Origin of the sequence: Burkholderia singularis, from assembly GCF_900176645.1 — a bacterium.
Lineage (GTDB): Bacteria > Pseudomonadota > Gammaproteobacteria > Burkholderiales > Burkholderiaceae > Burkholderia > Burkholderia singularis.
Map to the genome: position 1 here is coordinate 25,880 of NZ_FXAN01000047.1, position 18,640 is coordinate 44,519.

18 protein-coding genes and 1 tRNA gene are annotated in these 18,640 nt (G+C 59.8%); 7 read left to right on the forward strand and 12 right to left on the reverse strand.

Translation table 11 applies throughout. The features are described from left to right. Positions 1 to 37: 37 nt before the first annotated feature. The 3 genes from sctJ to BSIN_RS09615 are packed head-to-tail and all read right to left on the reverse strand — an operon-like array spanning position 38 to position 1,965. Positions 38 to 922 (reverse strand): type III secretion system inner membrane ring lipoprotein SctJ, encoded by an 885-nt coding sequence (gene sctJ / locus BSIN_RS09605; RefSeq protein ID WP_083237252.1) that lies wholly within the window; start codon positions 920 to 922, stop codon positions 38 to 40. Between the two features lie 43 nt (positions 923 to 965). After that, complete coding sequence (locus BSIN_RS09610) at positions 966 to 1,358, reverse strand: hypothetical protein (protein WP_089340316.1); 393 nt, start codon at positions 1,356 to 1,358, stop codon at positions 966 to 968. Positions 1,359 to 1,377: 19 nt separating this feature from the next. Further along, positions 1,378 to 1,965 carry an HrpB1 family type III secretion system apparatus protein gene (locus BSIN_RS09615; RefSeq protein ID WP_059519869.1) on the reverse strand — a complete coding sequence of 196 codons (588 nt, stop codon included), beginning with the start codon at positions 1,963 to 1,965 and terminating at the stop codon, positions 1,378 to 1,380. A gap of 259 nt (positions 1,966 to 2,224) precedes the next feature. Here BSIN_RS09615 and BSIN_RS09620 point away from each other — a divergent pair, with 259 nt between their 5' ends. Together BSIN_RS09620 and sctC are read left to right on the forward strand one after the other, a co-directional pair. Next, positions 2,225 to 3,646 carry a helix-turn-helix domain-containing protein gene (locus tag BSIN_RS09620; RefSeq protein ID WP_089340317.1) on the forward strand — a complete coding sequence of 474 codons (1,422 nt, stop codon included), beginning with the start codon at positions 2,225 to 2,227 and terminating at the stop codon, positions 3,644 to 3,646. 51 nt (positions 3,647 to 3,697) lie between these two features. Next, positions 3,698 to 5,467 (forward strand): type III secretion system outer membrane ring subunit SctC, encoded by a 1,770-nt coding sequence (sctC, locus tag BSIN_RS09625; RefSeq protein WP_089340318.1) that lies wholly within the window; start codon positions 3,698 to 3,700, stop codon positions 5,465 to 5,467. 319 nt (positions 5,468 to 5,786) lie between these two features. Here sctC and BSIN_RS09635 read toward each other — a convergent pair whose 3' ends face one another. Continuing rightward, positions 5,787 to 6,740 (reverse strand): response regulator transcription factor, encoded by a 954-nt coding sequence (locus BSIN_RS09635; protein WP_143757393.1) that lies wholly within the window; start codon positions 6,738 to 6,740, stop codon positions 5,787 to 5,789. A 771-nt stretch (positions 6,741 to 7,511) separates the two neighbouring features. Here BSIN_RS09635 and BSIN_RS09640 point away from each other — a divergent pair. The 5 genes from BSIN_RS09640 (at position 7,512) to BSIN_RS09660 (ending at position 10,744) form a co-directional block, all read left to right on the forward strand. After that, positions 7,512 to 8,060 (forward strand): GNAT family N-acetyltransferase, encoded by a 549-nt coding sequence (locus BSIN_RS09640; RefSeq protein WP_256583713.1) that lies wholly within the window; start codon positions 7,512 to 7,514, stop codon positions 8,058 to 8,060. Positions 8,061 to 8,209: 149 nt separating this feature from the next. Then, the gene (gene minC, locus BSIN_RS09645) at positions 8,210 to 9,055 is read left to right on the forward strand and encodes a septum site-determining protein MinC (protein ID WP_059519863.1); all 846 of its coding nucleotides are present in this window, start codon (positions 8,210 to 8,212) and stop codon (positions 9,053 to 9,055) included. 57 nt (positions 9,056 to 9,112) lie between these two features. Next, positions 9,113 to 9,928 (forward strand): septum site-determining protein MinD, encoded by an 816-nt coding sequence (gene minD, locus BSIN_RS09650; protein WP_059519862.1) that lies wholly within the window; start codon positions 9,113 to 9,115, stop codon positions 9,926 to 9,928. Positions 9,929 to 9,940: 12 nt separating this feature from the next. After that, the gene (minE, locus tag BSIN_RS09655) at positions 9,941 to 10,195 is read left to right on the forward strand and encodes a cell division topological specificity factor MinE (protein ID WP_004186076.1); all 255 of its coding nucleotides are present in this window, start codon (positions 9,941 to 9,943) and stop codon (positions 10,193 to 10,195) included. Positions 10,196 to 10,327: 132 nt separating this feature from the next. Next, positions 10,328 to 10,744: a YXWGXW repeat-containing protein gene (locus tag BSIN_RS09660; protein ID WP_059519861.1), complete on the forward strand. Its 417-nt coding sequence runs from the start codon at positions 10,328 to 10,330 to the stop codon at positions 10,742 to 10,744. 117 nt (positions 10,745 to 10,861) lie between these two features. Here the strand turns inward: BSIN_RS09660 and BSIN_RS09665 are convergent, their stop codons facing one another. The 8 genes from BSIN_RS09665 to rph all read right to left on the reverse strand — a co-directional run bounded on the left by BSIN_RS09665 (position 10,862) and on the right by rph (position 18,478). Then, positions 10,862 to 12,565, reverse strand: a complete 1,704-nt coding sequence (locus BSIN_RS09665) for a chloride channel protein (RefSeq protein WP_089340321.1) — start codon at positions 12,563 to 12,565, stop codon at positions 10,862 to 10,864. A 190-nt stretch (positions 12,566 to 12,755) separates the two neighbouring features. Further along, a complete protein-coding gene (locus BSIN_RS09670) occupies positions 12,756 to 12,938 on the reverse strand; it encodes a hypothetical protein (RefSeq protein WP_089340339.1) in 183 nt (60 codons plus the stop codon). A 222-nt stretch (positions 12,939 to 13,160) separates the two neighbouring features. Beyond that, on the reverse strand, positions 13,161 to 14,432 hold the full coding sequence (locus tag BSIN_RS09675) for an MFS transporter (RefSeq protein ID WP_089340322.1): 1,272 nt from the start codon (positions 14,430 to 14,432) through the stop codon (positions 13,161 to 13,163). A gap of 544 nt (positions 14,433 to 14,976) precedes the next feature. Beyond that, the gene (locus BSIN_RS09680) at positions 14,977 to 15,459 is read right to left on the reverse strand and encodes an energy transducer TonB family protein (RefSeq protein WP_089340340.1); all 483 of its coding nucleotides are present in this window, start codon (positions 15,457 to 15,459) and stop codon (positions 14,977 to 14,979) included. Between the two features lie 194 nt (positions 15,460 to 15,653). Continuing rightward, positions 15,654 to 15,741 (reverse strand) — tRNA-Ser (locus BSIN_RS09685). A gap of 91 nt (positions 15,742 to 15,832) precedes the next feature. Further along, entirely contained in the window at positions 15,833 to 17,050 is a 1,218-nt protein-coding gene (gene hemW, locus BSIN_RS09690) for a radical SAM family heme chaperone HemW (protein WP_089340323.1), read from the reverse strand. After that, positions 17,047 to 17,661 carry an RdgB/HAM1 family non-canonical purine NTP pyrophosphatase gene (rdgB, locus tag BSIN_RS09695; RefSeq protein WP_069235169.1) on the reverse strand — a complete coding sequence of 205 codons (615 nt, stop codon included), beginning with the start codon at positions 17,659 to 17,661 and terminating at the stop codon, positions 17,047 to 17,049. The genes hemW and rdgB overlap by 4 nt, the downstream gene beginning before the upstream one ends. An 85-nt stretch (positions 17,662 to 17,746) precedes the next feature. Further along, a complete protein-coding gene (gene rph, locus BSIN_RS09700) occupies positions 17,747 to 18,478 on the reverse strand; it encodes a ribonuclease PH (RefSeq protein WP_059519855.1) in 732 nt (243 codons plus the stop codon). Between the last annotated feature and the right edge of the window lie 162 nt (positions 18,479 to 18,640).

Consider the following 18,640-nt stretch of genomic DNA (forward strand, 5'->3'; position numbering starts at 1 on the left):
AAGAGGCGGGCACACTGTGCGGCCCGGTCTCATCGAATTAGCGTGATCGTATTTTTCGGATGCGCTCGACTAGCGACGAGAATCCGTCGTTCCACCATTTCTTGGAAACAGTGCCCGAGGCTGGTTCTTGGCTACGGCCGGGCATGCTGAACGGCATTCGTGCATCACTACCGGCCGTTTGTCTTAAGTTGGCTGTCAAGCTTCGTTGGATGACGACGAGCGCGACGATCAAACCGATGACCAATATCGCGATCAAGGTGCGATGTAGCCAGACATTGTGATCGGCTGCCGGAGCGGATACAGCATTGGTTGAGGTGTCGACAAGATCCGCAGGCATCGCAATGACGCTCACCTGGTCGTATGTCAGCCCTTCGACGCTGTGCATGACGAGTGTTTTGATCTGTGGGATCCACGCGCGGACATCGGCTCCAGGGCGATATTTGATGAACACCGCCGCCGACGATGGCTTGATGGATTGCGCAAGCGGATCGTTATTCGGCAAGACGATCTGCACGCGGGCGACAAGTACGCCGTCGATTTTCGACAAGGTATCCGACAGCTCCTGAGACGTGCCGTAAATAAATCTGATCCGTTCCTCGGTTGGTGTGGATATCAAGCCATCCTTACGGAATAGATCACCGAGGTTATTGAATTTGTTGCGTGGCAAGCCATGTTCGCGCAGTACCTGCACCGCACGCACCAAGTTGGAATCCTCGACGTCCAGCGACCAGGTCTTGCCGTCCGAGGACGGGTATTTCGATGACTCGATTTTCGATTCGAGCAGGACAGCCAGAATTTCGTTGGCGTCTTGCTCCGAAAGGCCCGTATATAGCTCTTTCTTGCACCCAGATATAAAAATAAGTGTTGAAAATATAATAATTGGCAAAATGCGATTACTATATTTAAAAAATGCATTTCGCATGGTTACAATCTGCTCGCGGAAGCGAAACTATAAATTTGTTTTATTACTGGTTGCGCATCAGCGTGTCGAGCGCCGATTTCGAAGAGTGCACTACCGCGATCTTTACCGACATGTTGGCTTGCACGGTGGCGATTTCTTTCATCATGTAGGCCGAATTTGCTATGACCTCTTTCGTCGTGAGATAAGGAATGGAATGCGATAATTGGTTAATATGATTAACAGCTTGTTGAAGTTGACCATCGTGCAGCTTTGCCAATTTCAGCACAATGGTTCCGTTGGATTCGGTCGGTTCTGGCGCAACCATCGGAGCTTGGTGCATCAGCGTCCGAAAGCGCTCGACAAGGTGTGCAGCGGGCGTGTCGATCGGCGTTTGGACATCTTTCCCTATATTTTCGACTGCCGCTTGCAGCAGCTGATCTGTTATGGATCCGTTCATTTGTGTGACTCCACTGGCTTCAGGCTCGCCGGAATGAATACATTGACGCATCCGGCGCGAGTTGCGTTTGCGCCTGCGCCGTATCGGGCTGTTCTCTTGTCACGCCGTCGGTATTGGCGAGCGCAGTGAGCCGTGCGACGGAGTCTGGTACGACAAACTCCGCTCCGTTCTGTGCGGCTTCCACTGCTCGCGTCAAATCGTCTCTTGCCTGGAGCGCTTGCACGAGATACCGGGTGTCGGTGCTCGGAGAGATTTCCAATGCTTCTTCTGCAAAACGTTTCCATTCAGGATCGTTTTTCATCGACAGACAATATGCGAGAAGGGCTCTGGCCTGACCGAATTGAGGAGCCGCATTGCAAACGTCACGAAGTATGTGAATCGCGCTATCCCAGTTGCTGCGCGTCATCTGTAAAACGCCATCCAGCGCGTTGATTTCTGCGACGTGAGGACGCAGCACGTGCAATGCGTCGAGTACCAGCTCGATATCGCTTTCATCAGCAGACAATTTGGGAAAGTTGTCGAGCAACGCGGTGGATATCGTTTCGACCAATCCGCCCACGACGCCCGCGGGGCAATCCATATATTCGGGTTCTTGTACAGCCGTCATGGCGAAAGACCTCTTGGTGAAACACGCCGATCAAGCGCCGGCGCGGAATGGAAAAGCCGACTTCGCCTGAACTCTAGCAATCATTGAAAATTACATTTGATCGTTGAGCGAAAAAAATCTAGCAGTACGAAATTCTGTTTGCTCGCGAAATATTCACAATCTTTCACAAACTGGTTGGCAATTGTGGCTACTTTGAATAGGTATAGTGTCGATCTCTTCGAAGTCTGCATGTTTGAGTTGTAGTTACAGGTGATGAGCGATGTTTTCTATCTTATATTTTCCACTTCTTAATATTCAATCAATACGGTCCTGGTCTATTCCAACCGATCACATTGTCGACATGTTGCTCGACGGCCAAATTCTTACGGCCAGCAGAGTATTACACCGTTGTAGCGAAGAGGGAGGGAATGGTACGCATGCGTCGCGCGTGCTGCAACTGGTTGCGGATTTACAAGTTTGTCTCGGTATGGAAGTGGAGGCCGAAGAGAATTATCAACGATCCCAACACATGATTCGTTCGTCAAAACGAGAATTGCGAGTCACGTCCTGTCGCAATGCCGCATGGCAGGCGCTGTATCGTTATCGGCCAAGTACGGCGCTATCGTGTTTCGCGCGCATCATCGCTTGGACTGAGGACATAGGGTTGGAGCAGGAGTTGGAAGCCAGGTTCGGCATGATCTGCGCACTATACGCTATGGGGCGCGTCGATGAAGTCGCTGAGGCGCTGGGCGTGCTCGAAGAGCGAATTCACGAAAGTCCGGAGGTGGATGAACTCTGGAAGGCTTTGATAGAGGCGATGAGATTCGATATCACCGTTCAAATAGAAATGCACTGTGCAAATGCGCTGAGCGACCATGCTTACTGGCGCTCCGGGCTCGATTCAGTGGACGGCCAGTGGATGCAAAGAAAAGTACCAAGCGTATCGCCAAATGTGTTGCGCGCCCGGATCGAATACGTGCAGAAACTAAGGGAAATGATGAGCGGCGTGTATAGCGCGGCGAGTTCGGCAAATGTTCATTTGTGTTGGGCATGTAAATTAGGAATGCAAAATTATCAAAGAACCGTGCGTCTTGAAATTGCGATGGCTGGCTTGATTGGTAGCGTTCCGCAGATTGCGGAAGCGGTGCTTGAACCGTTGCATCGAGATGGGCAAAGAGAGCTGACGGCCCATGCCAGGCTGGATTATTTGTACTGCACCGCGAAGACTGAACAGGCCCGCGGCCATATAGAAAAGGCGTGGCAGTGGTACAGCCGCTACACTTTGACTGCCATGCAGTGCCTTCGCGAGAATTCTCGATTGGCTCCGCTGCCAAATCGGGCGACGAAATTGAGAACTCCCGCAGACGATATCGACGCCCGGCTGCCCGTTCGCTATCGCCGTGCATATCATTTCATAATTGATAATTTGAATCGAAGTGATCTGTCGATCTGTGAGATTGCTGCGGAAATCAATCTGACGGAACGGGCTCTTCAATGGGCGTTTCGAAAATATCTCGGCTTGTCCCCGACAGAGTTGATTCGCGATATGAGAATGGAGCGTATTCGGGAAGAATTGCTGAGTGAGCCGACGCGCAATGTATTAGAGGTGGCAAGGCGCTGGGGGGTGCGCAATTGCACGACGCTATTGAATGGCTATCGAAAGCAATTTCATGAAGCTCCTTCTCAAACGCTTGCACCGTGACCGTTCATTAAATATTTTAATAGATATACCAAAAATTTTCGGGGAAATCTCATGGCATTGTTGCGAGCCATCGCAGTGGCAATATTCTTGCTCGCCGGTGTGATTTGTGAATCGAATGCAAGGCCGATCCAGTGGCCTAGTAAGACAGTGCATATTTCTGTTGAAGGCAAGGATTTGAAGGATGTGCTGCGCGATTTCGCGGCCAGTCAAAAAATTCCCGCGCAGATTGCTCCAAACGTACAAGGGACCGTCACTGGCCGATTCGATATGTCGCCTCAACGTTTTTTCGACACGCTTGCTGCAAGCTTTGGCTTCGTCTGGTTTTACGACGGCGCGGTATTATCGATCAGCAACGCGAACGAAATGACTCGCCAAGTTATCAAGATGAACTATGCGAACACTCGTCAGTTGGCCGCGACTTTGAAAAAGATGAAGTTGTCCAACTCGAGGTTTCCGGTGACTTATGCTGAAGATGCCCGGACTGCAATCGTTACGGGGCCGGCGCAATATGTGCAGCTTGTGAACGATGTCGCTCGACAACTCGATCAGAGCATAGCGAATCAAGCCGGTTCGGTTGTACGTGTGTTCAAGTTGAATCATGCATGGGCGGCGGATCATAAAGTTCAAATTGACGGCGAAGCCGTTGTCATACCCGGAGTGGCAAACATATTGTCCCAACTTTATGCATCCAGTTCGACGTTGCACAATTCCGGCGATGGGGCACTTCCGAATGTTGTGACATCGAATGTACGGCGTCTGCGCCAACTGAGTGACGTAAATGGAAGTTCCAGTGGCAATGGGTATCCACCACCGATACCGACGCTTCCGGATTCGCCGGACGGCTCATTGGCAAACTTATTCAGCGGTAAATCTCCTGCCGCTGGCAGCCCGGATGTCGATGCGGCCGACGGGAAAATTATTGTGAGTGGCGGCCGTGAAGTCGAAAGCGCCAACGAGAAGATGCTCCCGGTAATCGAAGCGAATCCGATGACCAACTCGGTACTTATTCGCGATACGCCTCAGCGTATCGAGCAATATTCTTCGATAATCGAAAAGCTGGATGTTCAGCCTAAACTGGTAGAAATAGAGGCACACATTATTGAAATAGACGATGATGCGCTCAAGCAAATTGGTGTGGATTGGAGAGCGCATAATAGCCATGTCGATGTGCAAACAGGAACAGGCACTCGGCAGCAAAACGGTTATGATGGAAATCTCAACCCGAGTTTTGGCCGAACGGCGGCCGATAATATTACTCTTCTGGATGCTACTCCGGTAGGGGCTTCGATCTCGGCGGTATTGGGCAATGCAGGCCGTTATCTGCTCGCGAGGATCAATGCGCTTCAGCAAACCTCAAAGGCAAAGATAGATGCGACGCCGAAGGTGGCCACGTTGGACAATGTCGAAGCCGTCATGGATAGTAAGACGCGATTCTTTATACCCGTGGCGGGTTATACGGGTGGAGCCTTGTATAACGTATCGGTTGGTACTTCGCTGCGCGTTTTGCCTATGGTTGTGGAAAGCGGCGGCGAGACTAAAATCAAGCTCAATGTGCATATTGAGGAAGGAAGTATTACCAAGGGGGCGGTCAAGGAGATCCCAATTATCAAAACAAGTGAAATTAATACGCAGGCTTTTGTCGGGGAGAATGAAAGTTTGCTGATTGCTGGTTATAAGGTGGAAAAGCAATCGACTGCTGAATATGGTGTTCCGGTATTGTCTAAAATTCCGCTTCTGGGTGCGTTATTCCGTAGCCGGGATAATGAAAATTCTCGAATGGAACGGATATTTTTGATTACTCCGAAAGTTTTGTCATTCTAAGTGTGGCGATCATCGCTTTGTGAATTATTGGAATTGATTGTTGGCGGTCGAGAGTTTCGTCTTGAAATTTGAGAATTTTTCTTGCAGCTAAACTGAATGCGCGCTCGCGGCAATGGCGTTTGTGGTGCATTTTCGATGGCCAAAGTCGAGATGGAGAGATTCAAAGACGTCGATTGTTCGATCGAAGCCGGCATTGAATTTATTCCGGTATCGGCGACGTTCGTTATCACTGATTTATATGCTGTTCGAACGTATGGATTGGTCATGGTGATGTTGAAGTTGCGCAAATATTTCAAGAGATGCTATGTCTTCGAAAATATCAGCTTTGCGTTCCCATGACATCCATTCGGTAGCCGTGTCCGTACACGGAAACGAGCCGGACTCCATTTTCCGGGCGTAATTTCATCTTGAGGCGGATTTTGGCGACGTGTGTATCGAGAGATCGGGAAACAACGCTACCACCATACCCCCAGATCACTGCCATCAAATGCTCTCGAGTGAGAATTTCGCCGGCATGCCGAAAGAATAATGCAGCGACTTTGAATTCCTTCGGCGTGAGTAAAATGGGAGCGCCGCGATAGTAGCAAAGTCTATTGGCCAAATCAATCAGATAATCGCCGATCATTATCGATTGATCCGCTGATTTTCTCCTTTGCCGGGATCGACTCAACTGAACGTTGATTCTCGCAATGAGTTCGGTTTCGCCGAATGGTTGAATAATATAGTCATCGGCTCCAGCGGCCAATATTTTGCTGACGTAATTTTCCTGATTTTGGTGTAATAAAAAAATCACCGGAACGTGTGAGCTTAAATTGCTTTTTGCCCACATCAGAACGTCGTAGCCGGTTACAAACGGGGCGTCCCAGTTGAGTAGCAGCAGGTCGAATTTATTTTTCTTTAGCTTTGATATTAACATTTCCCCGTCTTCGAAGGGAAGGCAGTTGTATCCGTGGGCGAGCAATGTCGACTGAATTTTTTTTATGTCATGTGAGTCGAAATCTAAATATGCAATCTTTGCCATAATAAACCAAAACAATAACACTTTAACGGAAATTTTGATTCCGATCGATGCTTGATTTCTGTGCGACGATGAATCAATAAGGGCGATGCCGATGCGTAGTGGGCGCCGATTGGGAGTGGTTATGAATTTCGACGTGTTTTGCGTGCTCCTTGATCGGCTTGAACGAATGCCGTGAGTACTTGGTGCATTTTTCGGCGTATTGGCCGATTGATTGAAAAGTATCGTGCCGTGAGGGAAAATGTTTGGATTCAATGGTGCCGTGATACATGTCTGATTGATATCCTTATTTTCACTTAATTATCATATGTGATGGAGAATGGTGTGCGCTGAAGTGTGCCGTTTTAAAAATTAATATGAAATTTATTGTCTGCCAGAGGTAAGTGGTTTGATTCCAGGAGGCTCGACTCCGATCGGGCATGGCATGAGCGCTGCCGGATACGAACGGATCGAGCATGACAAGAATATTGGTATCGCCCGATTCAAACTCATGCAAGCCGCATCAAATTTCTGAATGACAGGGTCTTTGCGAAAGCTCGTGTTGCAATTCGTTTCTCGTGCCACTGTACGCAATTGTCCGCGCTATTGTCAATCAGGTTGTCAATGGTTGACGTTTATTTTTCATGATAATGACTGTCATTATAATGATATTTATATGCGGGTATTTTAGGTGGATTGCGGTGTATTGTGGCAATGTTTTGATTGGTTGCTTTAGTTTTGGTCGGGTTGGGTGGGTATGTCGCTATTTGATGTGAAATTTGATCGGGCCGGACGTTGCAGGGCTGATTTTGAATGTTTTCTAATGCGAAACCAGGTGAAATGAATTAATCGGTCGATCGACATCGCGGCATAAGTCAACTCGTAGTTGCGCGGCGAACCGCTTTTACGCGCAACGGTTGGTTCCGTTCGGGCTTGGCTGCTCGGACGTCTACCGGAGTGTCGTCGCCCGGATGCCGGAGAGCCCGCCAACCAAGCGGCGAAGCCTGGGACTCGCTGCACTCGAGGGGCATCGCTCGCACGGATACGTTGCGTCGCAACATCCGACCTCGACACATCCTATGTCCCCCGAAATTTATACAGGTGTTCGAAAATTACGATTTGACTCATGCCCTGCTTTCGGTTGAAGCTAACGGCTTGCTGTCCGAAGGGGGCTGTATCTGCATGAGTTCGATTTTGACTGTTCGTCGTATTGCCGCGGATCAGGGCGGTGTGTATCGCGAACTGCGTGCGGCTTCGCTGCGCGAGCCCTTTGCGAGCGGTGAGACGCCCGAAGCCGAGTTGAGAGTCGATGCGGCCGCTGCGACAGCGATCGCAGAGCGTCGCGCGTTCGTGAGCGAGTTGTGGGTCGCGCACGCGGTGCGTCACCTGCGCGGCGGCGTGCTGCTCGTCGATACGGCACGCAATTGGCTCGCCGAGCGCGGCGCCGTCGAGGTCTATGCATGGATTGCCGATCAGAACCGTGTTGCAATCCGCTTCTATGAGCATGTCGGTTTTGCCGATACCGGCGAGCGCGCGCCGATCGCGCGCGTGCCTGGCGCGCTGAAATCGCTGTTTGTCTGCCGCCGGCGCGTGTAAGAAAGTACCTCTCGTGCGCGCGATTCCCGAGCCTTGCGGCGCCGTATCCCGGCGGGGCGCCATCGGCGGCGCCGGGCCGCGTGCGCCCGAAAATATGGCCGTCTGCGTGGACCCCTGTAAAATACGCAAAATTTTTTTGCAGAACGTCCATGTCGCTAAAAAAATCGCCATTCTTCGAACTGCGCAGCGGTTCGGTCGACACGTTGCTGTTCATCGTGAAAACCACCGATCTCGATGCGCTGCGCGCCGAGTTGGTCAAACGTTTCGAAGCGACTCCCGAATTTTTTGCGGATGACGTCGTTGCGATCGACGTGCGCCGGCTTGCGGACGGCGAACGCGTGCCGCTCGACGCGATCCGCCAGATGCTGAACGACGTGAGGATGCGCGCGGTCGGCGTGGTTGCGCAGCATGCGCAGCACGCATGGGCTGCCGACGCCGGCTTGCCGCTGCTCGAGGCGCGCGACCGGCGCGGCGCGGCGCACAAGACCGGCGCGGACGCGCTCAGCGAGGCTGCGGCAGGCACGCTGGGCGAGCCGGCCCAGTCGAACGGGATGCAAGCGGCGGGGGAGGCCGCGCGCGCGGCCGAAGCGGGCTTGCCCGCCGGCGCGGACATGCCGGGGGCGGATGCGGTATCCGCGGCATCCGCCGTCACGCCATACGCGGCGACGCTCGTGATCGACCGTCCGCTGCGTTCAGGACAACAGATATACGCGAAGGGAGACCTCGTGGTGCTCGGCCCGGTCAGTCACGGCGCCGAAGTCATCGCGCAAGGCAACATCCACATCTACGCGCCGCTGCGCGGCCGCGCTCTCGCGGGCGTGCATGGCAATCACGACGCGCGCATCTTTTGCACGTGTCTCGAACCGGAACTGATTTCGATCGCGGGTATCTATCGGACGACGGAGAATCCGCTGCCTGCCGACGTGCTCGGCAAATCGGTGCAGATCCGGCTCGAACAGGAAAAACTGATGATCGAGCCGCTGCGCCTGACGTGATGCGCGGGCGCGGCAAACGGATCGGTCGGTTCTCATTGACGAACACAGGGTAGGTAAATGGCAAAAATCATCGTGGTGACATCGGGCAAGGGCGGCGTGGGCAAAACGACGACGAGCGCAAGCTTTGCCTCCGGCCTCGCGCTGCGCGGCCACAAGACGGCCGTGATCGACTTCGACGTCGGCCTGCGCAATCTCGATCTCATCATGGGCTGCGAGCGCCGCGTCGTGTATGACCTCGTCAACGTGATCCAAGGCGAAGCGAACCTGAATCAGGCGCTCATCAAGGACAAGAAGTGCGAGAACCTGTACATCCTGCCCGCGTCGCAGACGCGCGACAAGGACGCGCTCACGCGTGAGGGCGTCGAGAAGGTCATCAACGATCTGGTGGCGATGGATTTCGAGTACATCGTCTGCGATTCGCCGGCAGGCATCGAGGCGGGCGCGCTGCATGCGATGTATTTCGCAGACGAGGCACTGATCGTGACCAATCCGGAAGTGTCGTCGGTACGCGATTCCGATCGCATTCTCGGCATTTTGTCGTCGAAGACGAAACGCGCGACGGAAGGCAAGGAACCGATCAAGGAGCACCTGCTCATCACCCGCTACAACCCGAAGCGCGTGAGCGAGGGCGAGATGCTGTCGCTCGACGACATCAGCGAGATCCTGCGCATCAAGCTGATCGGCGTCGTGCCGGAATCCGAGGCGGTGCTGCACGCGTCGAACCAGGGACTGCCCGCGGTGCATCTGGATGGCACCGACGTCGCCGAAGCGTACAAGGACATCGTCGCGCGCTTTCTCGGCGAGGACAAGCCGCTGCGCTTCATCGACTACCAAAAGCCGGGCCTGCTGCAGCGCCTCTTTGGCAACAAGTAACGGAGGCGCGCCATGTCGATACTGTCGTTTCTGCTCGGCGAGAAGAAGAAGTCCGCGGCCGTCGCGAAAGAGCGGCTGCAGCTCATCATCGCGCACGAGCGGGTGGGCGGCCGTCCGCCTGCCGATTACCTGCCGGCGCTGCAAAAGGAGCTCGTCGCCGTCATTTCGAAATATGTGAAGATTTCGAACGATGACATCCGCGTGAGCCTCGAGCGCCAGGACGACCTGGAAGTGCTCGAGGTGAAGATCGAGATTCCCCAGGCCTGAGGCCGCGCTGCCGCTCTTCGTTGTCCGCCAAGCGCGCGGTGCCACGGCGCCGCGCGTGCCTTACTTCCGGTTGCACTCTCGAGTGCTCTGTAATACAGCCCCGGTCTGCTTTTCAGCTCTTCCGAGCATTGAATGAATGCGCGCGCATCGCGCGCTCATTCACTCTCGGAGGCTGTGATGTCGTTCTCTATTCGTCGTGTTGCGTGGCCGCTTGCCGTCGCCGGTGCGGCCGTTTGCGCGCTCGCGCCGCTTGCCGCGAGCGCCGGGGAAATCGTTGTCGCGCAGGTCGCGCCCGGCGCGATTGTCGAGCCGGCGTCCCCTGAAGTGGTCGTGATCGCGCCGAGCGCGCCGCCGCCCGTGCGCTATGAGATCACGCCGGCGCCGCGCGTCGGCTATGTATGGGATCGAGGCCACTGGCATTGGGATCATGGCCGCTACGTGTGGATAGCAGGGCATTGGCAGGCCGAGCGCGTCGGCATGCATTGGGTGCCGGGGCGCTGGGTGCCGCGCGGGCCGAACTGGGTCTGGGTTGGCGGTCATTGGGCATGAGCGGGAGCGTGCGATGAAACGGACGTTGTTGGGGCTCGCGCTTGTCGCGTTGACGTTGGCCGGCTGCGTCGTGGTGCCCGCGCGGCCGGTGTATTACCGGCCCGCGCCCGTCGTGATCTATTGACGGGGTCGTTGCGGCGGTTCGGCCGAGGCCAGCGTGCCGTCGCGGGCTGGCGGCGGGGCGCTCGCGGTTGGCGCGGTTGCGGCGCGCGGCGTGTTCGTATCGACGGCGCAGGCGGCGGCGTCGGTTTGGGGGGCGGTGCTTGCGTTACCGTCGGCATGGCGGCGGGCGTCAGCGTCAGCGTCAGCGTCAGCGTCAGCGTCAGCGTCAGCGTCAGCGTCAGCGTCAGCGTCAGCGTCAGCGTCAGCATGACAGCCGGCTTCGGCTTCGGTTCGCGTATCCGCGTCGGTTTCGTCGCGCAACGTATCGAGCGGATCGGCGGGCGCCGAGGCGGCATCCACCGGCATCCTGACCGCCGTCATGCCGGCAGGCGCGGCGTCGCGGGCCGCCGCGGCGTGCGCCGGCTGAGGCGGCTTCAGATAGCGCTCGGCGAGCGCTTCATAGAGCGGTGGCACGAAAAAGCGCGATACGCGGCTGGCAATCAACGCGGTCGCCATCAATGAAATCACCAGCGCGTGACCGTTGATCATCTCCATCACGATCACGAACGACGTGATAGGCGATTGCGTGACGGCAGCGAGGTAGCCAACCATCGCAAGCGCGATCAGCATCGGCAGGTGCATGTCGCTGAACACGAAATGCAGCAGGTTGCCGAATCCGGCGCCGATCGACAGCGACGGCGCGAAAATCCCGCCGGGGATGCCCGGCAGGTACGACGCGACCATCGAGATCATCTTCAGGAACGGATACAGCGCAGGCAATTGCTCATGGCCGTCGAGCAGGCCACGCGCCTCCGCGTAGCCGCTGCCGAACGTCGTGCCGCCCGAGACGAGGCCGGCGAATGCGATCGCCAAACCGCACCCGGCCGCGAATACGATCGGACGCTCACGATATAGCGACAGCAGCCTTGCCGGCAGCCATCGGGCGGTATTTAGCAGCAGCCAGCCGAACAGGCCGCCCGCGATGCCGGTGACGAGCGCCGTCAGCAGCACGGCGGCGGCGAGCGCTTTGGGGAAATGCGCGCCGATTTCGATTGTGCCGAAATACGTGTAATTGCCGTTCAAGCCGAGCGCGATCACGCCGGCGATGATGATGGCCGTGATCAGCACGCCGCTTGCGCGCGCGGAGAAGCTGCGGCTCAACTCCTCGATCGCGAACACGATACCGGCAAGCGGCGTATTGAACGCGGCCGACAGGCCGGCCGCCGCGCCCGCGAGCACGAGCTGCCGCTCGATCAGCGCATTCGAGCGTGGGTAGAAGCGGCGCAGATTGAACATCAGCGACGCGCCGATTTGCACGGTCGGCCCCTCGCGGCCGATGGTGAAGCCGCCGAGGATGCCGAGCAACGACACCAGAACCTTGCCGAACAGAATGCGCAGCGTCAGCAGCCGGGAGCCGAACGCGCCCGGCTGCGCGTGCAGCGTCGCAATCACCTGGGGAATGCCGCTGCCTTCCGCGCCGCGAAAGAAGCGGCGCGTGAGCCAGACCGATAGCGCCGCAATCGCGGGGGTGAGCACGAAAGGCAGCCATACGTAGCGATGCTGGAGAGCGCGGAACGCGTCGTAGCCCCGATCGATAAGCCGCGCATAGAGCACGGCGGTCAGGCCCACGGCGATTGCGCCGAGCCAGAACACGCCATATTGGCGCCAGATACGTTGGGTGCGGCGCGCGAGGGACGGGAAGAGGCGGTGGCGTGGCATGGGCGGCGGCGCTGACAAAATTGCAATTATAGAGAGCGTCGCACGCAGGATTTTGCGTGAGAGGGGGGCGTAATCAAGTTGAAATATGAGCTGAGACCAGCCGCCACGGCTAATCGCGTGTCGCGGGCTGCACGCTTCGCGGCGGAACGGTCGGTGCGCTTGCGCCGCGCAAAGCGCGAGCGTTGCCGAGCTATGCAAGCAACAGTTCGAGCGCGATGACAGCCGCGATCGCCATGAGATTGGCCGCGAGCGCTTGGCCTGCGACGCCGAGCCAGGTTCGGGGTTTAAAGCGCGCCGCCAGCAGCAGCGCGCGGCCGAGGGCCAACGCGACGATCAGTACGAGATCGGAATTTCGCAGATGGATGAAATGCATCGCGACAATCCCGTTACGGCCGGAACACAACGGCCGCCCGCCGGTTGCGGCAGGGCCGGCGGGCGCCTGATCGAGTACAGGCGCGCCGGTGCGCGGCGCAAACGCGGACCGATACGGGCGTGACAACGCGGCTGACGTGAAGCGGTCGGCCGGCGAACGATACGGCTGATTCCGCGCCACGCGAATCCGTTGCGTCATGCGCGCGCCGCGCGCCCATTGCGCTCAGGCAAGCGACGTATCGCGGGTCTCGCGCATCAGCAATACGCCGACCAAACTGAGCGCCGCCGCGATCGACACATAGGCGCCGACCCACGCCAGCCCGCCGCGCGCCGCGAGCAGTTGCGCGATATACGGCGCGATCGATGCACCGAGAATGCCGCCGAGGTTGTAGGCGACGCCCGCGCCGGTATAGCGGACCGGCGTCGGAAAGAGTTCCGGCAAAAGCGTGCCCATCGGTGCGAACGTCACGCCCATCAGGAACAGCTCGATCGTCAGGAACAGCGCGACGAGCGGCGTCGAGCCGCTGCCGAGCAGCGGCGCCATCGCGAAACCGGACAGCAGCGCGGCGGCCGACCCGGCGATCAGCACCGGCCTGCGGCCGAAGCGGTCGGCAGCGGCGGCGGCCAGCGGCGTCGCGAGCGCCATGAACAGCACCGCGAAGCACAGCAGGCCGAGGAAGCGCTCGCGCGGCATGTGCAGCGTGCTCACGCCATACGATAGCGAGAACACCGTCGAGATATAGAACAGCGTGTAGCAGACGATCATCGCGAGCGCGCCGAGCAGCGTCGGCCGCCAGTGGTGCGCGACGAGCGATGCGATCGGCACGCGCACGCGCTCGTGGCGATCGAGCGTCGCCTGGAAAGCGGGGGTCTCCGCGATCTTCAGGCGCACGTACAGGCCAAGCGCGACGAGCACCGCGCTGACGAGAAACGGAATGCGCCAGCCCCACGCGCGGAATTGCGCGTCCGATAGCGACAGCGCGAGCGCGAAAAACAGGCCGTTCGACGCGAGAAAACCGATCGACGGGCCCAACTGCGGAAACATGCCGAACCAGCCGCGTTTGCCCGGCGGCGCGTACTCGGTCGCCAGCAGCGCGGCGCCGCCCCATTCGCCGCCGAGGCCGATGCCTTGGCCGAAGCGCAGCACGCACAACAGCACGGGCGCAAGCGTGCCAATCGTGTCGTAGCCGGGCACGAGGCCGATCGCGGTCGTTGAGATGCCCATCACCAGCAGCGACGCGACGAGCGTCGATTTGCGGCCGATCCGGTCGCCGAAATGGCCGAACAGGAACGAGCCGATCGGCCGCGCGACGAAGGCGATGCCGAACGTGACGAAGGCGGATAGCGCCTGCGCGGTCGACGAGCCGTGCGGAAAGAACACGGGGCCGATCACAAGCGCGGCGGCGGTCGCGTACACATAGAAATCGTAAAACTCGATCGCCGTGCCGATGAAGCTCGCGAACACGATGCGCCGCTGCTCGCGTCTATCGGCCATGCGTGGCGCGGCGGCAGCGGCGGGCTCGGCTCGGCCGGGGGCCGGTGCCTGAGCCGTTGACGAGCGGATTTGCGACATCGATGTCTCCTTGGATGGTTTTTACGTATCGTTTATGGTGCGTGACGGGCGGCGGCGAATCGCTTGCAAGCCGGCAGCCGGGTGGCGGCTCAGATCCCGGAATCGAGGGGGCCGCATCGCGTGCGGTACGGCGCGGCGGTCCGAGCGAAGCGCCGCGCGAGCGATTCGCTCGCGGCGCTTCGATGCGCATCGCGCGGCGGGCCGATCGGGCCTGCCGCTTGCGCGCGGCCTGGCGGCTAAAGCGCGGTGCGGGCAATTATAGCGAGCTTGTCGGGGCCGTTTGGCGGATCGCTTCGGGGCGCGGGTGCCGCTTGGCAGCCTCGCGCGTGCTCATCAACGTCACCGTGCCCAGGCGTTGCGCGCCGCAAGTTCGGCCTCACGCAAAAAATCGCGGCGGGTGTCCAGGCACGCCGCCCGCGTATCTCATGCACGTCATATCGCCGCCGCGGCCTTACGCGTTTCGCGTTCAGTTGAGCGTCTGCGCTTGCGGCGACGCGATCGTGCGCAACTGGAATTCGCCGTCGTCGTTGAAGAGCCAGCTTTCCATCAGTTCGACTTCGCCATGGGCGTCGAGGATTCTCACGGGTGGCGGTGGCAGCGGCGCGGCATGGCGCAGCGACGCGAGCGCGATGCCCTCGGCTTCGTCGTCGCCGTTGCTGCGATAAACCGACGAGTTGACGAGCCGCCCGTTGCGATCGACGGTGAACGAAACGACGACGAGCGAGCGCAGCATCGCTTGCGGCGTGCCGTGCAGCACGTGTTCCGGATTGCGCTCGGCGATGCGCCGCGCGATGCTCATGCGGTACTCCGCCGTGCCTGCCATGGGCACGCCCGGCGCGGGCGCGCCGGCGTTCGGAGGCGTGATGGTGCAGGCGGTGAGCGCGGCCGCGCAGGCTGCCGCGGCGGCATGTCGCCAGGCGGCGAAGAGGCGGGGGGAGTGTGGCGTCATGATCGCCTCCTCGATGAGCGAAAGACCGTCGATTTCATGATAGGCGCACGCAGGCGCGCATGCATCGGGACAAGCGAGCGGCGACATAGTTCCGGCGGCCCGGCGTTCGGCCGGGCGCGTGGCTCGGGCGCGCGAAATATCCGTGCCGAAACGAAAAATCCCGCCAGGCCGAGACAGCGCGGGCGGGATCGTTCTGGCGGAAGCGGTGAGATTCGAACTCACGGACGGTTGCCCGTCGCTGGTTTTCAAGACCAGTGCCTTAAACCACTCGGCCACGCTTCCACGGGCGTGCATTGTAACCGAAACAGCGCGTGCGGCGAACGTGAAGCAACGGCGTTTTCGCGTGCGCCGCACGCAATGCGTATTGCCGCGCTTATTCGTCGCGCAGAAACAGCGCCTGCAAATCGTTGAGAAAGCGCTGGCCAAGCGGCGTGGGGGCGATGCGCAGATGGTCGCGCGCGAGGAGGCCGCGCCGTTCGGCCTCGGCGAGCGCGGGCTCGATTGCCGTGACCGACATGCCGGTGCGCTCGGTGAAGCTGGTGATCGGCACGCCTTCGACGAGCCGCAGCGCATTCAGCATGAATTCGAACGGCAGCTCGCGTGGGCCGACCTCGCGCTCTTCCTGCACGCTGGCGCCGGCCTTCGCGCGTTCGATGAACGTCGCCGGGTGCTTGTAGCGCGCCTGGCGCAGGATCCGGTTCGGAAACGACAGCTTCGTGTGCGCGCCCGCGCCGATCCCGAGATAGTCGCCGAAACGCCAGTAGTTGAGGTTGTGCTTGCATTGCCGGTGAGGCTTCGCATAGGCGGAGACCTCGTAGCGCCCATAGCCCGCCTGCGTCGTGCGCTCGTGCAGCCAGTCCTGCATGTCGGCGGAGGCGTCGTCGTCCGGCACCGCGGGCGGAAATTTTGCGAAGTACGTGTTCGGCTCGAGCGTCAGGTGGTACAGCGACAGATGCGGCGGCGTGAACGACAGCGCCGTTTCGAGATCCGCGCGGCACTCGTCGAGCGTCTGGTTCGGCAACGCGAACATCAGGTCGAGATTGAAGTTGTCGAACGTCTTCGCGGCGATCTCGACTGCCGCGCGCGCCTGCGCGGCGTCGTGGATGCGACCGAGCGCCTTCAGATGCGCTTCGTTGAAGCTTTGAATTCCGATCGACAGGCGGTTCACGCCGCTTGCGCGGAATTGCGCGAACTTCGCGGCCTCGAACGTGCCGGGGTTGGCCTCGAGCGTGATTTCCGCGTCGGCGTCGAGCGGCAGCAGCGCGCGCACGTCGGACAACAGCCGGTCCAGTCCCGCCGCGGAAAGCAGGCTGGGCGTTCCGCCGCCGATGAATACCGTGTGCACGTGGCGGCCCCAGACGAGCGGCAGCGCCGCTTCGAGATCGGCGCGCAACGCGTCGAGATAATCTTGCTCGGGCAATGCGCCGCCGTCTTTCCATTCGTGCGAATTGAAGTCGCAGTACGGACACTTACGCACGCACCACGGGAAATGCACGTACAGCGCAAGCGGGGGCAGCGACGCGAGCCGAACCTTGCCGGGCGCGGCGAACGTCGCGACGATGCGCGCGCCGTTGGCGGCAGCCTCGCTCATTGCGCCGCCTCGCGCATCGCTTGTTCGAGTCTGCCGGCGAGCGCTTGCAGCGCGAGCGCGCGATGGCTGATCGCGTTTTTCGCGGCGGGTTCGAGTTCGGCCGCCGTCGCGTTGAGCGCCGGCACGAAGAAGTGCGGATCGTAGCCAAAGCCGTGCGCGCCGCGCGGCGTGTCGACGATTTCGCCCGTCCAGCGCCCTTCGGCGACGATCGGCTCGGGATCGTCGGCATGGCGCACGAGCGCGAGCACGCAGCAGTAATACGCGCGCCGGTCGGCCACGCCGCGCAGTTGCTCGACGAGGTACGCGTTGTTTGCCGCGTCGCTCTTGTCGCGGCCCGCGCGCTGCGCGTAGCGCGCCGAGTAGACGCCAGGCGCGCCGCCGAGCGCGGGCACGCACAGGCCGGAATCGTCGGCGACGGCCGGCAGGCCCGTCGCGCGCGCCGCATGACGCGCCTTTTCCAGCGCGTTTTCGATGAACGTCACGTGCGGCTCGTCGGCTTCGGTCACGCCGAGTTCGCCTTGCGGCACCAGTTCGATGTCGAGCGGCGCGAACAGCGCGGCGAACTCGCGCAGTTTGCCCGGATTGTTCGATGCGAGGACGATCCGCGACAGCGTTGCGTGCGTCGCTTTGCCCGGCGCGCCGGCATGCGCCGGGCTGTTTTCCCTGGCGTTCGTTGGAGGCGAAGGCTGCTTCACGTCAGACTCCCAGCGCCTGGCGCTGCAGGCGCACGAGTTCGCCGATGCCGGCCTGCGCGAGATCGAGCAGCGCGTTCATCTCGGCGCGCGAGAACGGCGCGCCTTCGGCCGTGCCCTGCACCTCGACGAGGCCGCCCGCCCCGGTCATCACGACGTTCATGTCGGTATCGCACTGGGAATCTTCCGCGTAATCGAGATCGAGCACCGGCGCGCCTTCGTACATGCCGACCGAGATCGCCGCGACGTAATCGGTGATCGGCGAGCGCGCGAGCTTGCCGGCCGTGACCAGCTTGGTCACCGCGTCGTGCGCGGCGACGAACGCGCCCGTGATGCTCGCCGTGCGCGTGCCGCCATCGGCCTGAATCACGTCGCAGTCGAGATGCAGCGTCCGTGCGCCGAGCGCTTCGAGATCGAACACCGCGCGCAGCGCGCGGCCGATCAGGCGCTGGATTTCCTGCGTGCGGCCCGTTTGCTTGCCGCGCGCCGCCTCGCGGTCGCTGCGCGTGTGGGTTGCGCGCGGCAGCATGCCGTATTCGGCGGTGAGCCAGCCCTGGCCGCGATCGCGCAGGAATTCGGGCACGCGCTCGGCGATGCTCGCGGTGCAGATCACCTTGGTGTCGCCGAATTCGACGAGCACCGAGCCTTCCGCATGCTTGGTGTAGTGGCGCGTGATACGCACGTCGCGCAGTTGGTCGGCGCGGCGCTCGCTCGGGCGTGAGGGGGAATGGGTCATCGGAGCCATACGCGTGAGGGAAACCCCGATTTTACCGCGCGCGCGCCGTGCCGACCCGCGGCCGATGCGGGCAAAAATGGGATAATGCGCGTTTAGCGCCCCGCGCCGTGCCAAGCGCCGGGCGCCTCGAATCCTTCAGGGCCGCATGGCCCTTCCAACGAC